General features: G+C 71.8%; 12 protein-coding genes. 5 read left to right on the top strand and 7 right to left on the bottom strand.

Translation table 11 applies throughout. The features are described 5' to 3' along the window. Positions 1–60: 60 nt before the first annotated feature. Together NX794_RS23470 and NX794_RS23465 are read left to right on the top strand one after the other, a co-directional pair. Positions 61–273, top strand: coding sequence for an EF-hand domain-containing protein (locus NX794_RS23470; protein ID WP_258780754.1), 213 nt, complete (start codon positions 61–63; stop codon positions 271–273). A 136-nt stretch (positions 274–409) separates the two neighbouring features. Further along, positions 410–1069 (top strand): NADPH-dependent F420 reductase, encoded by a 660-nt coding sequence (locus tag NX794_RS23465; RefSeq protein ID WP_258780753.1) that lies wholly within the window; start codon positions 410–412, stop codon positions 1067–1069. A 27-nt stretch (positions 1070–1096) separates the two neighbouring features. On the opposite strand, the gene NX794_RS23460 is transcribed toward NX794_RS23465, so the two are convergent. Beyond that, entirely contained in the window at positions 1097–1654 is a 558-nt protein-coding gene (locus NX794_RS23460; RefSeq protein ID WP_258780751.1) for a glycoside hydrolase family 25 protein, read from the bottom strand. Between the two features lie 93 nt (positions 1655–1747). Next, the gene (locus NX794_RS23455; protein ID WP_258780750.1) at positions 1748–2353 is read right to left on the bottom strand and encodes a TetR/AcrR family transcriptional regulator; all 606 of its coding nucleotides are present in this window, start codon (positions 2351–2353) and stop codon (positions 1748–1750) included. A gap of 128 nt (positions 2354–2481) precedes the next feature. Between NX794_RS23455 and NX794_RS23450 the strand changes: the two genes are divergently transcribed. Both NX794_RS23450 and NX794_RS23445 read left to right on the top strand, forming a co-directional pair. Next, a complete protein-coding gene (locus NX794_RS23450) occupies positions 2482–2940 on the top strand; it encodes a cupin domain-containing protein (RefSeq protein WP_258780749.1) in 459 nt (152 codons plus the stop codon). A 29-nt stretch (positions 2941–2969) separates the two neighbouring features. Continuing rightward, entirely contained in the window at positions 2970–3779 is an 810-nt protein-coding gene (locus NX794_RS23445) for an alpha/beta fold hydrolase (protein ID WP_258780748.1), read from the top strand. 22 nt (positions 3780–3801) lie between these two features. Here the strand turns inward: NX794_RS23445 and NX794_RS23440 are convergent, their stop codons facing one another. Then, the gene (locus NX794_RS23440; protein WP_258780747.1) at positions 3802–5331 is read right to left on the bottom strand and encodes a SagB/ThcOx family dehydrogenase; all 1530 of its coding nucleotides are present in this window, start codon (positions 5329–5331) and stop codon (positions 3802–3804) included. Between the two features lie 22 nt (positions 5332–5353). After that, positions 5354–7594, bottom strand: a complete 2241-nt coding sequence (locus NX794_RS23435) for a TOMM precursor leader peptide-binding protein (protein ID WP_258780745.1) — start codon at positions 7592–7594, stop codon at positions 5354–5356. A gap of 986 nt (positions 7595–8580) precedes the next feature. On the opposite strand from NX794_RS23435, the gene NX794_RS23430 reads away from it, so the two are divergent. Beyond that, positions 8581–11442: an AfsR/SARP family transcriptional regulator gene (locus NX794_RS23430; protein WP_258780743.1), complete on the top strand. Its 2862-nt coding sequence runs from the start codon at positions 8581–8583 to the stop codon at positions 11440–11442. 264 nt (positions 11443–11706) lie between these two features. Here the strand turns inward: NX794_RS23430 and NX794_RS23425 are convergent, their stop codons facing one another. The 3 genes from NX794_RS23425 to gcvH all read right to left on the bottom strand — a co-directional run bounded on the left by NX794_RS23425 (position 11707) and on the right by gcvH (position 14840). Continuing rightward, the gene (locus NX794_RS23425; protein ID WP_258780742.1) at positions 11707–13074 is read right to left on the bottom strand and encodes an L-serine ammonia-lyase; all 1368 of its coding nucleotides are present in this window, start codon (positions 13072–13074) and stop codon (positions 11707–11709) included. A 108-nt stretch (positions 13075–13182) separates the two neighbouring features. Then, positions 13183–14448 carry a serine hydroxymethyltransferase gene (locus tag NX794_RS23420; protein WP_258780741.1) on the bottom strand — a complete coding sequence of 422 codons (1266 nt, stop codon included), beginning with the start codon at positions 14446–14448 and terminating at the stop codon, positions 13183–13185. A 14-nt stretch (positions 14449–14462) separates the two neighbouring features. Further along, positions 14463–14840: a glycine cleavage system protein GcvH gene (gene gcvH / locus NX794_RS23415; protein WP_258780740.1), complete on the bottom strand. Its 378-nt coding sequence runs from the start codon at positions 14838–14840 to the stop codon at positions 14463–14465. Between the last annotated feature and the right edge of the window lie 49 nt (positions 14841–14889).

Raw genomic sequence — 14889 nt, 5'->3', positions numbered from 1 at the left:
TCTGACCTGCGTCAGTACGCCAGCACGGCATGAGTAACACGAGCAAAAAGGGGCGGATCGGTGGCGGACATCGAGGAAGCACGCAAGCAGTTCCAGCGGATCGACGCGGACGGGGACGGTTTCATCACCGCCGCGGAGTTCAAGTCCGCCCTGGCTCAGGGGGGCGACTGGAACGTCACCGACACGGTGGCCGAGAGCATCATCAAGACCCGCGACCTCAACGGCGACAAGGTGCTGTCGTTCGACGAGTTCTGGACCTACCTGAACAAGTGACGTGCCCGTGAGGGGGCGCCGCCCGGCACCCCCTCACCCGGTCGCCGCATCGCGGAATACCCCGCGCGGCACACCGGTTGACGCCCTCTGTACCGACGTATGCGCATGCATGCATCAACACCCCGGAGGGCGTGTCATGAAGATCGGCATCATCGGCGCGGGCAACATCGGCGGCAACCTCACCCGGCGGCTCACCGCCCTCGGCCACGACGTCTCGGTGGCCAACTCGCGTGGACCGGAGACGCTCAGGGAACTGGCCGAGGAGACCGGCGCGACCGCGGTACGCGCCGAGCAGGCGGCCCAGGGCGCGCGGGTCGTGGTCGTCACGGTCCCGCTGAAGGCCGTGCCCGGCCTGCCCGCGGGCCTGCTGGACGGCGCGGCCGAGGACGTCGCCGTGATCGACACCGGCAACTACTACCCGCAGCGGGACGGCCGGATCGCGGGCGTCGAGGACGACGGCCTCACCGAGAGCCGCTGGACCGAGCAGCACCTCGGCCACCCCGTGATCAAGGCCTTCAACGGCACCTACGCGCAGGACATCCTGGACCGCCACCGCCCCGCGGGCGACCCCGAGCGCGTCGCCCTGCCGGTCGCCGGCGACGACGAGCGGGCCAAGCGTGCCGTCCGCGACCTCATCGAGGAACTGGGCTTCGACACGGTGGACGCGGGCGGCATCGACGACTCCTGGCGCCAGCAGCCCGCCACCCCGGTCTACGGCCTGCGCGGGGGAGTGGCGGAGGTCCGCAAGGCCCTCGCCGAGGCCTCCCCGGAGCGCCCGGCGGAGTTCCGGGGCTGACCGTCTCCCGGGACGGGCCGGCGGGGCTCAGGCGTCGCCGGCCCAGTCCTTCAGGGCCGCCTTGCTGGAGAAGTTCGCCACGTCCTTGTCGTGCGGGCTGGACGTGTACTGGTGGAACCGCCATGTCGCCTTGACGCGGGGCTTGCCCGCGCTGACGTAGTCGGCTATCCAGAGGCCGTCGCCCGCGTACGAGGTGGTGTCGATGTTCAGCCAGAAATCGCGGTTGCAGTAGAGCACCACCCGGTTGTCCGGGCGCAGTTGTTTCAGTTTGCGGAGGAAGCTGTCCTTCTCCGCGTTCGAGGCGTGCGTGCCGTCGCCCGTGGTCTCCCAGTCGACGGCCAGGAGGTCGCCGGAGCGCTCCGGGGCGTGCTTGAGGAAGTAGTCGGCCTGAGCCGTCAGGTTGCCGGGCCACAGGAAGTGGTAGAAGCCGACGACCAGTCCGGCGTCCCGGGCGGTCTTGGTCTGGGCGGTGAGCCGGGGGTTGGTGTAGGAACGGCCCTCCGTCGCCTTGATGAAGGCGAAGGAGAGGCCGTCCGTGTCGTATGCGGAGGACTGGAAGGCGCTTACGTCGATGCCGTGCAGCATGCAGGGTTTGTGCCCTCTGCGGCCGCATCCGGAACCTCCGCTGACGTCTGGTCAACTGTGTGCGGCGAACGGTCACTTCTGAGCCGGTAGTGGTCAGGAGCGGGCGTCGGTCGCGGCCCTCGTCAGCGTCGTCGCGGTGCGTACGGCGCTGCGCACGGCGTCCTCCGGGGCGAGGCCGCACAGGTCGGTCAGCGTGAACAGCGCCTCCGCGCTCAGCACCACGGCGAGGTCCCGCTTGAGCTGGGCGAGGCCTTCCGGGTCACGCGACCCGAGGCTGTCCGCCAGGGGCAGCAGGGCGTGCTCGATCAGGCCGAACCGGATGCCGGGGCGCGCTCCCGCCGTGCCGGGCCGGTTGACGGTGGCCGCGATCATGGCCCGTACCGCACCCTGGCGGGCCAGGATGCCGCGCAGCAGGAAGTCGCAGGCGAAGGCGACCCGCTCGACCGGGTCGGCCGAGTCCGCTACCGGGGCCAGCGCCTCCGCGGGCGGCGGCCAGGAGCCCGCCAGCGCCTCTGCGATGAGCGAGGGCAGGTCGGGGAAGTACCGGTAGGCCGTGACCTCGGAGACCAGGGCCGCGCGGGCCACCACGGGCATGCTCACCTCGGCGCCCGTGTCGATGAGCTGCCGGGCGGCCGTCAGGATCGCCGTGCGGGTGCGCTGCTTCTGGTTGCTGCGGCCGGTGCCCAGCTGCGCCGTCATCGGTCACCCCTCCTCCTATGGGAACCGGCTCATCCTAACACTCAACCCTCTTTATGAAAGTGCACTTGCATGACGGGGGTGGACCTCTCTACTCTCCTGAGGGTCACCCCCTCACCAAGGAGGCAGCCGTGAACAGCGTTTCCATGGTCGGCCCGGACGACGGCGAGACGATCGGACTCGGCCCCGCCCACCTGCGCGTCCTGGAGGACGGCAGCACCACCGGACACCGCCTCGGCATCATCGAGATCACCCTCGACCCGCACTCCGAGGGTCCGCCCCAGCACCGCCACGCCCAGCATGACGAGGGCTTCTACGTCGTCTCCGGCACCGTGCACTTCACCGTCGGGGAGACCACCCACGAGGCCCCGGCCGGCACCCTCGCGATGGTCCCGCCCGGTGTCCCGCACACCTTCGCCAACCATGGCGACACCCCCGCCGTCATGATCAACACCTTCACGCCCGACCTGTACGTGCGGTACTTCCGCGACCTGCGGGACATGATCGCCGGCGGCCGGCCCCTGACGCCCGAGTCCACCGCCGAGGTGATGGGCCGCTATGCCACGGTCCCCGCGACCGACCACGCCTGACCTTCCGCACCGCCACCCGAGGAGCACGCATGCCGAGCACCACCCACACCCTCACGCTGGACCAGGACACCGTCGACGTCACCGTCGAGACGTACGGCGAGCAGGGCCGCCCCTTCCTGCTGCTGCACGGCGGGGGCGGACCGGCCACCGTCACCCCGTTCGCCGCCCGCCTCGCCGCCGAGCGCCCCGCGCGGGTGCTCACCCCGCTCCACCCCGGCTTCGGCGGCACCGCGCGCCCCGCGTGGCTGACCGACGTCCGCACCCTGGCGCGGGTCTACGCCCGGCTGCTCGACACCCTCGACCTGCGGGACGTGACCGTCGTCGGCAACTCCATAGGCGGCTGGATCGCCGCCGAACTCGCGGCCCTGGGCGGCGACCGGATCGGCGCGGTCGTCCTCGCCAACGCGGTCGGCATCGAGGTCCCCGGCCACCCCATCGCCGACACCTACCCGCTGACCCCGCCGGAACTGGCCCGGCTCTCCTTCCACGACCCGTCGAAGTTCCGCTTCGACCCGGCCGCGCTCACCGACGCCCAGCGCGCGGTCGCCGCGGCCAACCGCGAGGCCCTCCAGGTCTACGCGGGCCCGCACGACATGGCCGACCCCACCCTGCCCGAACGCGTCGCCCGGATCACCTCCCCGACGCTGGTGGCCTGGGGCGAGAGCGACCAGGTCGTGGACGCCGAGTACGGGCGTGCCTACGCGCGCGCGATACCCGGCGCCGAGTTCCGCCTCCTGCCGGGCACGGGCCACCTGCCCCAGGCCGAGACACCCGAGGAGTTCCTGCCGGTCGTCTGGGAGTTCGCCGAGGCGCACACCGGCGCCGCCCAGGAAGCCTGAGCGGGCCGGCGGGGGTGCCGGGTCAGCGCCCGGTGAGGCGTTCCACGGAGAGCGTGTGCCACTCGTGGTCGTTGACCGGCCGCCAAGCAGAGGGCCCGGCAGGAGCTTCGGACGGCGGGGGAGCGGCGCTCAGCGCGAACTCGCCGACGGGTGACTCCTGAAGGCGGTCCAGGCCCAGAATCCGTTCGGCCTGGGCGCTGTCTCCATTGCCCAGGGCGCAGGGGGCGAGGTTCATCGCGGTGGCAACCACGTACATCGTCTGCTGGACGACGCCGACATGCTTGAGCGTGGTCGCGTACGCCATACCGAGGTATTTCCACGAGAGGCGCTGGAAGCGTGAGGTGAGCGTGATCAGGACATCGGGGGGCGGGCCGGCGCCGACGGCGCGCACGGCGCCCTGCAGGAGGCGGGCGCGGTCGGCCGGATCGTCGTTCACCAGTACGAGTCGGTGGCTGAGCGGGTCGTAGTGGTAGACACCTGGCTCGGCTCCGGGGCATCGGCGGACGGTCAGGTAGAACTCGAGTTCGTAACCGGCTCCCCCGCTGGGATAGGGGCGGGAGGTGACAGCGTAGCGAGTACCTTGGCGCGCGTCCTGGTCGGTGAGAGAACGTATGCGCGCGCTCCGGTAGAGGAACTCACCGAGTTGTCGGAGTGTGATCGGCTCCCGCCCGGCCGCGCGTATCGAACGTCGGCCTTCGAGAACGGTCGTCAGGGGAGGATCCGCGGCCAGGACACTCGTGAGATCGGGACGCGGCAAGGCGATCGAAGGCCCTGGACGGGCCGGTCCTACGGCGGGGGCGGGGGGAATCTCCTCGGCGAAGGGAAAAGCGGCGCCGATCGGATAGTCGTGGTGGCCCATCCTGCTCCGTGAGTGGAACAGCATGTCGGGGAAGCTCCACTGCCGGGCGGCGGCCGTGTCCTCGGGGAAGACTCCGTCAGCGGCCTGTTCGACGAGCCCGGCACCGGTCAGGTGGCCCGTCAGCCGGCTCACCTCCGCTTCGGCCAGGCCGAGTCCGCCGGCCAGCCCGGTCACGGTGGTGGCGGTGCCAAGAGCCCAGACGAGCCCGGCAGCCCGGGGGGTGAGCACCCGTACGCGCCGGGTGCAGAGCGGTGACTCCAGTACGAGACCGTCCGTGTCCCGCCTGAGATACGCGAAGCGTGACAGGCGCAGCGGAACGTCCGGGGACGGTGGCAGCGGCCGATGGCGCGACTCGCGCACCATCGTCTCGACCGCCAGGGCGTCCTCGCCCGACGCGTCCCGGACACGGTATTCGACGAGACGCTCCAGCCGGCCGATCACCACGGCCAGCGACGGGGACAGCGCCGCGCGTCCCGCTCCATCGGCCGAGACGGGCACGTCGGGGGGTACCGAACCGGTGGCCATGCGCAGCAGGAACCGACGGACGTCCCCGGGCACCCGGCGCAGGACGAAGGTGCCTGCGAGGTGTTCGACCCGGAGCGTGCCGTCCGTCTCTTCCGTCACCACCGTTCCGGACCGGAACGTCAGACACAGCGGGGCGCCGGACGGCTCCGTGCCGGGGTCGCTCTCCACGAGACACATCCTTCGCGGCGGTTCACAGGAACAAGGGAATCGGGTTGAGGTCTTCCTCGGCCGTGGGGGCCGCGAGCCAGCCCAGGCGCACGGGGACCTCGTACAGGCGTCCGGGGGCGTACCGCGGCCAGAAGTGCCGCAGGCCCGGCACCAGGACTTTGACGACCGGCAGGCCGATGTCCGGACGTGTCAGATCCGCGACCAGAACCTCCATGCCACCGCGCTCCACGGCCTGCCGCAGCGTGTCGGCATCGGACACCGGGTCGCCCCGGTCCCGGCCGGGACGGCCCGGGCCGGGTGTGCCGGCCCTGTCCGGCCAGGGACGCAGGTACGGCTGGTTCTCCACCGTGGCGGCGCGCCACCAGTGAAGCGGGAGTTCGGTCTGCGGTGTCGACGGCGCGTCACGGGACTCGGAACCCGCCACGACCGGCAGGAGCTGATCGGCCTCGTTCATCGCCTTGGAGACGGCGGCGCCCATGTCGAGGCCCGCTCCGAAGCCCATCAGAATTCCTTCGCGCGGCGAGTCGGCACGCCGTGAGACGGCCGCCGCGACCGGGATGCCGAGGTCGGAGGTGAGGTCGAGTACCCACGCCTCGCGGCCGAGCGCGGCATGGGCCTCCCGCCAGGCCCCGAGGGGCGCCCGTGCGCAGGCGTCCGTGGTGACGGCGGGACGGCGCAGCCGGTTGTACCACCAGAGCGCGACACTGTCGCGTTCGATCAGTTCGAGCAGTCCCTGTGACACGGCTTCCTCCAGGGTGCCACCGGCGGCAGCGCCGTTGGAGTCCGCGGTGACGAACGCCGTCGCCGAGGGGTGCGGATGCCCGTAGTAGAGCGCGGCAGTGGGCACGTGGACGTGCCGCCGCCCGGTGAGGGACCACACCGCGGTCCAGTCGTGCGTGGCCTTCTCGTCGAACGGCCGGGGAACCCGGTGGAACGGGACACCACGGGCGTTCCACTCCGCCCGGTTCGCGTACTGCCGCGCGCTGTAGAGCTGGAGGGCGTCAGGGTGGACCGCTTCTCCCGCCAGGTCGCCGTAGGCCGCGCGTACCCGTTGCTCGTCGCCCTGCCAGACCGCGGAGAACCGTTCGATGGCCTCGCCCAGGGCCCCCGCCCTCGCCTGGACCGCACTGGTGCCCTTGCCCGCGCTCTGGCCCCGCAGCGGTCCGCGCCGCCCGCGGGCACCCGGTCCGCGCAGGGTGAAGTTGTGGACCGCCGTGCAGACATGTACGAGGTCGGTGCCCGTCACCTGCGGTGTCAGCTCGGTGACGATGCCGGTCACCGGACTGACGAGGTGTCCGTATCGCGACAGCAGCGCTTCGGGGGAGAGCACGCGTCGGCCGTCACCGGAGCCCCCGCGCCCGGGCGGGCGCGCCAGGACCACCGGGCGCAGCGCCCGCTCCCTGAGCAGGTCGGGGTCCCCGCACGCCGGGCACTGCGGTCGGCGCACCAGCCGGTGCGGCTCGGACCTCAGGGTCAGCGTGTCGAAGGTCAGTACATCCGAGTCCGCCGCGCCGACTCCGGCCATCCACCGGGCCACCCGCAGGGCGGCGAGGCGCGCGGCGACACCGGTCACCAGGCCGTCACCCACGGGGACCTCGGCCGGTACGACGCCGCCGCCCGTCGCGCCTTCGACGTAGGCCGCCTCGATGTGGCGTCCCGAGAGACCGAACGCGGCGCAGTGCCAGCAGGCGGTCCGGCCCGGCTCCAGCACCGGACTCAGGAAGGCGGTGCCGCCCGTCAGTTTCACCACGCACCACGGCCGACGCGAGCGCCGGGCCTGCTCATCGGCGGTCAGCAGGTGAGGGTGCAGGAGGTGATCGGTGACGGCCATCTCCAGATCGGCACCGTGCTCGGTGACCCGCAGCCCCGCCGCGCGCAGGGCTTCCGTCAACGGGGCCGTGTCCGCGCCGCCGACGCCCGTTACCTTGACGGCACTCCGGGTGATCCGGCGCTCCGCCGCGTCGGCATCCCCTCCGGCCAGCTCCCAGTAACCGGCGGCCCGCGGATCCTCGGCCGGATCACCTTCCACCAGGAAGCCCGCCTCGGCCAGTCTGTCGAGCTGCCGGCCCACCCTGTCGGCGGGGAAGGCGCCGGACGCCCGTCGGACGACCTCGTCCCGCGTGTGGCTGCCGTCGAGAAGCGGGGCCAGCGACTGGATCATCTCGCCGTGCAGGGCCACGGTCCGGCCACCGATCAGCAGGAAGACGCCGTCGCCCGGGACCGGGTGGACACCGATATGTCTCTTGAAGCTGATGTGGTGCATGGTCATCGCCTTCCGGCCGCGACTGAACGGGCCGCACAGGACGCCGACGAGGCGCTTCCCGTGCGGCCCGCGAGAGCGGTCTCAGTCCTCGGAAAGCCAGCCCTGGTTGCAGAAGAAGGCGGCTTCCTGGGTCTGGTCCAGCTCCTCGATCACGATGCCGTCCTCGGCGATCTCCGGCGTGATGTTCATCGGACAACTCCTTTCTCTCGTATGACGGCGACGACTCCGTCGCCCGTCGACCTCAGTGAGGCTATGGCGCCGCGCGGCCCGCGGATCGACTCCTCGTGCACGACCAGAGGCTGACAGCGCACGAGCATGGCCTCCCCCGCAGTCCGGTGATGTTCCCCCCACCGGTGCCCCGCTGGTCAGGGAGGCGCACTCCGTGGCAGCCGCTCCACCGGGCAGCGCTCCCGGCCTGGGATCTCCGGGCGGTGTGATCGCTTGCCGGCACCGAGTGCGGCAGGTCGTGGCGCATCCGGATCCGCGGGGCCACCCGCCGGCCGACGGACACCAGCCGGTGGCGGCCGCCGGCACCCGCGGCCCGCTCCCGCTCCCGCCCGGCGCGGCATGGCGCCGACCCCCGACGCCGGCCTGCCACGGCATCGCCGACCCCCGACCCGGCAAGCGGGATGACGCCCCGAGGCCACCGTGAACAGCCGACGCGCCGACACCGCCCGATCGACCACGATCATCACAACCGGAACACGGTGCTCACCAGGCACGACAGCACACCCACTCGCCCACCCAGGGGCCAGGCACGGCTGACGCCGAGTCCGCGCGCCGTACGGGGACCGCAGGTCAGCCACGCGCCGGCACGGCGGGTGAAGCGGCCCGCCGAAGGCCACCGCGGCGAGGCGGAGACGGACGGCACGGTAAATTCAGCTCTCGGTGCACGGGGCCGCGTTCCCAGCGCACCAGGCCCGGAACTCCCTGTCGCCGGCTTCCGGGCCGCGTGAGTGGGGGTTCGCCGAATGATGCGCTTCGACGTGCTGGGACCGATACGAGTCGTGCGGGAGGGGACGGAACTCGACCTCGGTTCTCCCCAGCAGCGCGCGCTTCTCGGGCTGCTTCTGGTGCGGGCCGGTCAGCCGGTTCAGCTGAGTGAGATCGTCGACGTGCTGTGGGGAGAGCGGCCACCGGCCAGCGCGGTGAACGTCGTACACCGCTACGTAGGCTCCCTGCGGCGTCTGCTCGAACCACGGCTTCCGCTCCGGGCCCCGGGCCGCTGGCTCATCCGACGGGCCGGTGGCTACCTGCTGGACACGCGGGAGGAAGAACTCGACCTGCTGCGGTTCCGCGACCTCGCCCGGCAAGGCCGACGGGCCGTGACGACGGGCAGGACCGAAGCGGCGGTCGCGCTTTTCGCGCAGGCCCTGAACCTGTGGCGGGGGCCGGTCGCGAGCGGCCTCCCCGCGTCCGTACTGGCCACTCCGCAGTTCGTCGCCGTGGGCAAAGAGGTGGTGACAACGGTGCGGGTGGCCGCCGACGCGGCTCTCCTGTGCGGTCGGACGGAGCAGGTACTCGGCTCGCTCCGGCAGGCCGCTCTCCTCGACCCGCTGAACGAGTCGTTGCATTCGAGGCTGGTCACGGCGCTGGCGGCATCCGGACTCCAGGCCGAAGCCCTGAACGCCTACCGGGACATCCGGCGGCGGCTGATGGACGACCTGGGCCTGGCTCCGAGCCCCGAACTGAGCACGGCGCATGACCGGGTCCTCCGCCAGGAGCTGCCCACGCCCGTCGTCCCCCGTGGCGACGACGATGCCGACGACGAGCCCGCGGGGCACGAGAGCCCTGCCGAGCCGCACGCGCGGACGGAACCCGGAAGCCCCGTCGTCCGGCCGGCGCAACTGCCCCCCGGCCTCGCCGTCTTCTCGGGCAGGCGGTCGGAACTCTCCCGTCTGCTGGCCCTCACCACCGAGACCGGTGCCTCGGCCGCTACGCCGGTGATCGGTCTGATCAGTGGAATGGCGGGAGTCGGGAAGACCACGTTGGCGGTGCGCTGGGCCCATGAGGTGGCGGACCGGTTCCCGGACGGTCAGCTCTCTCTGAACCTGCGCGGGTTCGATCCGGTCGGCAAGCCGGTGGAACCCGCGGAGGCGCTGCGCGGATTCCTGCACGCGCTGGGTGTGGCACCGCGGCGCCTCCCGGCAGGGCTGGACGCGCTGACGGGTCTCTACCGCAGTCTGCTGGCCGACCGGCGGGTACTGGTCCTGCTCGACAACGCCCATGACGCCGATCAGGTCCGGCCGTTGCTGCCCGCCTCGTCCGGCTGCCTGGCCATCGTCACCAGCCGCGACCAGCTTGCTGGTCTCGTCGCCTCCGGAGCCCGCCCGCTGTCCCTGGGGCTCCCGTCGGACACGGACGCCCGTGCCTCGCTCGCCTCCCGTGTCGGCTCCGCCCGCCTGGCGGCCGAGCCCGAAGCGGGGGAGGAGATCATCGCCCGCTGCGGTCGTCTGCCGCTGGCCCTGGCCGTCGTGGCCGCGCGTGCCGCCGGCCATCCCGGCTTTCCCCTGGCCGCGATCGCCGCCGAACTCCGGCGGTCCCACGGCAGCCTCGACGCCTTCTCCGGCAGTGGCTCGGCCGACACCCGTGCCGCCTTCTCCTGGTCCTATCGGCTGCTGCCGCCCGCATGCGCCCAGCTGTTCCGCTTGCTCGCCCTCCACCCCGGACCCGACATCACCGTGCACGCGGCGAGCGCTCTCGCGGCCCTTCCCGCGCGGCAGGCCCGTCTCATGCTGGGGGAGCTGGCCACCGTTCACCTCCTCACGGAACAGGCACCCGGCCGCTACGTCTTCCACGACCTGCTGCGCGCCTACGCCGCCGAACTCGCCGCCGAACGGGACACCGAGACCGAACGCCGTGCCGCCCAGAACCGCCTGTTCGACCACTACCTGCACACCGCCCATGCCGCGGATCAGGTGCTGAGTGCCAACGGGAACCGCCTGGTGCTGACCCCGGCCCAGCCCGGCGCGGCCCCCGAGTCCTTCACCGAGCACCGCGACGCCCAGGCTTGGTGCGCCGACGAGTACGACGTGCTGATGGCGGCCATCCGGCACGCACTGGACACGGGGTTCTTCACCCATGCCTGGCAACTGTCCTGTTCCCTGCACGCCTTCCTGTACGGACAGGGGCGCTGGCAGGCCCAGGCGTCCGCCCTGCGGACCGGAGTCGAGGCGGCGAAGCGGGACGGGGACCTGCTCGGACAGCTCACCGCGCGGCGCAAGCTCGTTCGCTCGCTGGCCGACCTGGGAGAGTACGACACGGCCCACGCGCAGCTGCGGCTGGCCTTCGAAGCCGCCGACCAGCTGGGCGACACCGTGGAACGGGCCTACACCCACGCGGCTGCGAGCTGGGTCCTGCAGAGACAGGGACGCCACCATGAGGCGCTCGACGAATCCGCGGCGGCCGTGCGCCTGCACCGGGCCGGCGGACGTCGGGACGGGGAGGCCACCAACCTCAACGTCATGGGTTGGCTCCGGATACAGCTCGGAGACCTCAGGCAGGCGATCGTCCACTCGGAGGAGGCCGTCCGCCTTCTCCGCGCGACCGGTCCCACGTATACCGAGGCCGCCGTCTGGGACACCATGGCGACCGCCCACTACCACCTGGGCGAGTTCGAGCGAGCGATCAGATGCTTCCACCGGTCGGTCGAACTGCTGCCACGGTTCGGTGACTCGTACAGCGAGGCGGGCGTCTGGGAACGGCTCGGCGACGCGTACCGCGACGCGGGAGACCCGGACGCCGCTCGTGACGCCTGGCGTCGCTCCGTCGCCCTGTTCGAAGGGATCGAGCGGCCGGAAGCGGAACAGGTGCGAACAAAACTGAATCAACCAGCAGTGCGTCGATGAGAGGTTCTGACCGGGCTCGGAGCACGCGCCACCTCCGCACCGCCCTTCGCCTTCCCCACGCACGTCGGCTGGACGACGTGGACGCGGCACGACGGGAGCTGACCCGGCCGGCGGCCATGGAGGGCGTCGCGGACGTCGCCGCGACCTTGCTGGGCGGGTCCTGGAGGAACTCCCCGACCGGCGCATCCGCTTCGTCCGCGGCGGGGGCCGCGCACCTTCGCCGCTGGGGCGCTGAGATGGTCAGGGCCGGCGTCATCAGTGCTCTCAGCACTCGATGATGTTGACCGCCAGCCCGCCCCGCGCCGTCTCCTTGTACTTCACCGACATGTCCGCGCCGGTGTCCTTCATGGTCTTGATGACCTTGTCCAGGGACACCTTGTGGGAGCCGTCGCCGCGCATCGCCATCTTCGCGGCCGTGACCGCTTTCACCGCGGCCATGCCGTTGCGCTCGATGCACGGGATCTGCACCAGGCCGCCGACCGGGTCGCAGGTCAGGCCCAGGTTGTGCTCCATGCCGATCTCGGCCGCGTTCTCCACCTGCTCAGGGGAGCCGCCCAGCACCTCGGCCAGCGCGCCGGCCGCCATCGAGCAGGCCGAGCCCACCTCGCCCTGGCAGCCGACCTCGGCGCCCGAGATGGAGGCGTTCTCCTTGAACAGCATGCCGATCGCGCCCGCGGCCAGCAGGAAGCGGACCACGCCCTCCTCGTCGGCGCCGGGCACGAAGTTGATGTAGTAGTGCAGGACGGCCGGGATGATGCCGGCGGCGCCGTTGGTGGGGGCGGTGACGACCCGGCCGCCGGCCGCGTTCTCCTCGTTCACGGCCATCGCGTAGAGGGTGATCCACTCCATCGCGTGCGCCAGCGGGTCGCCCTCGGCGCGCAGCTGGCGGGCCGAGACGGCGGCGCGGCGGCGGACCTTCAGCCCACCGGGCAGGATGCCCTCGCGGGACATGCCCCGCGACACGCACTCCCGCATCACCCGCCAGATCTCCAGCAGCCCGGCGCGGATCTCGTCCTCGGTGCGCCAGGCCCGCTCGTTCTCCAGCATCAGCGAGGAGATCGACAGGCCCGTCTCCCTGGTGAGCCGCAGCAGCTCGTCCCCGGTGCGGAACGGGTACTTCAGGACCGTGTCGTCCAGCACGATCCGGTCCGCGCCGACCGCGTCCTCGTCCACGACGAAGCCACCGCCGACCGAGTAGTACGTCTTGGACAGCACCTCCGCGCCGGCCGCGTCGTACGCCCATATCGTCATGCCGTTGGCGTGGTACGGCAGGGCCTTGCGGCGGTGCAGGACCAGGTCGTCGTCGAAGGAGAACGGGATCTCGTGCTCGCCGAGCAGCGCGAGCCGGCCGGCCCGCTTGATCTCCTCCACGCGCTCGTCGGCGTGCTCCACGTCCACGGTGCGCGGGGCGGCGCCCTCCAGGCCGAGCAGCACCGCCTTCGGGGTGCCGTGGCCGTGGCCGGTCGCGCCGAGCGAGCCGTACAGCTCGCAGCGCACGGCGGCGACGGAGTCCAGCAGCTCCTCGTTGCGCAGCCGGAGGGCGAACATCCGGGCCGCGCGCATCGGGCCGACCGTGTGGGAGCTGGACGGGCCGATGCCGATCGAGAACAGGTCGAAGACCGAGATGGCCACGGACGACTCCTCAAGACGGGGGTGGTGCGAAAAAATGGGGGGTTGCGGCGGTGCGGGCACCGCGCACGCCGGTACTCCCAGTGTGCGCGGTGCCCCGCGAAAGGTGACCTACTTGTTCAGCCCCGGGTACAGCGGGTGCTTGCCGGCCAGGGCCTCGACCCGGGCCTTGAGGGCCGCCGCGTCGTACGACGGCTTCAGCGTCTCGGCGATCACGTCGGCGACCTCGGCGAAGTCCTCGGCCGTGAAGCCGCGGGTGGCCAGGGCGGGCGTGCCGATGCGCAGCCCCGAGGTGACCATCGGCGGGCGCGGGTCGTTCGGGACGGCGTTGCGGTTGACCGTGATGCCGACCTCGTGGAGGCGGTCCTCGGCCTGCTGCCCGTCCAGCTCGGACTCCCGCAGGTCCACCAGGATCAGGTGCACGTCGGTGCCGCCGGACAGCACGTTCACCCCGGCCTCGCGGGCGTCCGCCGCGGTCAGGCGCTCGGCGAGGATCCGGGCGCCCTCGACCGTGCGGTGCTGGCGCTCCTTGAACTCCTCGCCGGCCGCGACCTTGAAGGACACCGCCTTCGCCGCGATCACGTGCTCCAGGGGGCCGCCCTGGAAGCCCGGGAAGACGGAGGAGTTCAGCTTCTTCGCGAACTCCTTCTTCGCCAGGATGATGCCGCCGCGCGGGCCGCCGAGGGTCTTGTGGGTCGTGGAGGTGACCACGTGCGCGTGCTCGACCGGGTTCGGGTGCAGCCCGGCCGCGACCAGGCCCGCGAAGTGCGCCATGTCGACCCACAGGTACGCCTCGACCTCGTCGGCGATCCGGCGGAACTCGGCGAAGTCGAGTTGGCGCGGGTACGCCGACCAGCCCGCGATGATCACCTTGGGGCGGTGCTCCTTGGCGAGCTTCTCGACCTCGGCCATGTCGACCAGGCCGGTCTCCTCGTCCACGTGGTAGGCGACCACGTCGAACTGCTTGCCGGAGAAGTTGAGCCGCATGCCGTGGGTCAGGTGGCCGCCGTGCGCCAGGTCCAGGCCGAGGATGGTGTCCCCGGGCTGGGCCAGCGCGAACAGGGCCGCCTGGTTCGCGGAGGCCCCGGAGTGGGGCTGCACGTTGGCGTACTCGGCGCCGAACAGCTCCTTGATCCGGTCGATGGCGATCTGCTCGGCGACGTCCACGTGCTCGCAGCCGCCGTAGTAGCGGCGGCCCGGGTAGCCCTCGGCGTACTTGTTGGTGAGGACCGAGCCCTGCGCCTCCATCACCGCGAGCGGCGCGAAGTTCTCGGAGGCGATCATCTCCAGGGTGGACTGCTGGCGGCGCAGCTCGGCGTCGACCGCGGCGGCGATCTCCGGGTCCAGCTCGTGCAGGGGCGTGTTCAGGACAGTCATGGGGCTACGACTCCTCAGCCGGCGGTGTGGGCGGCGTACTCGTCGGCGGAGAGCAGGTCGGCCGGCTCCTCCGTGAGACGCACCTTGAACAGCCAGCCACCCTCGAAGGGGGCGGAGTTCACCAGGGACGGGTCGTTGACGACGTCCTCGTTGATCTCCGTGACCTCGCCGGAGACCGGGGAGTACAGGTCGGAGACGGACTTGGTCGACTCCAGCTCACCGCAGGTCTCGCCCGCCTCCACGGTGGCACCGACCTCGGGGAGCTGGGCGTAGACGACGTCGCCGAGCGCGTTGGCCGCGAACTCGGTGATGCCGACCGTCGAGACGCCGTCCTCGGCGGTCGACAGCCACTCGTGCTCCTTGCTGTAGCGCAGCTGCTGGGGGTTGCTCATGTCCTGAATTCTCCTGTACGCGCGGGAGTGCTGGTGAAGGGGGGAGGGG

The sequence above is a fragment of the Streptomyces pyxinicus genome (genome assembly GCF_024753135.1).
Classification (GTDB): Bacteria; Actinomycetota; Actinomycetes; order Streptomycetales; family Streptomycetaceae; genus Streptomyces; species Streptomyces pyxinicus.
The sequence above is the reverse complement of the archived record's forward strand: the minus strand, read 5'-3'. Positions and strand labels throughout refer to the sequence as shown.

Excerpts from the sequence above, each read along its gene's own strand:
- NX794_RS23445 (WP_258780748.1), top strand. The coding sequence starts at position 2,970 with ATGCCGAGCACCACCCACACCCTCACGCTGGACCAGGACACCGTCGAC.
- gcvH (WP_258780740.1), bottom strand. The coding sequence starts at position 14,840 with ATGAGCAACCCCCAGCAGCTGCGCTACAGCAAGGAGCACGAGTGGCTG.
- NX794_RS23460 (WP_258780751.1), bottom strand. The coding sequence starts at position 1,654 with ATGCTGCACGGCATCGACGTAAGCGCCTTCCAGTCCTCCGCATACGAC.
- NX794_RS23420 (WP_258780741.1), bottom strand. The coding sequence starts at position 14,448 with ATGACTGTCCTGAACACGCCCCTGCACGAGCTGGACCCGGAGATCGCC.
- NX794_RS23435 (WP_258780745.1), bottom strand. The coding sequence starts at position 7,594 with ATGCACCACATCAGCTTCAAGAGACATATCGGTGTCCACCCGGTCCCG.
- NX794_RS23455 (WP_258780750.1), bottom strand. The coding sequence starts at position 2,353 with ATGACGGCGCAGCTGGGCACCGGCCGCAGCAACCAGAAGCAGCGCACC.
- NX794_RS23465 (WP_258780753.1), top strand. The coding sequence starts at position 410 with ATGAAGATCGGCATCATCGGCGCGGGCAACATCGGCGGCAACCTCACC.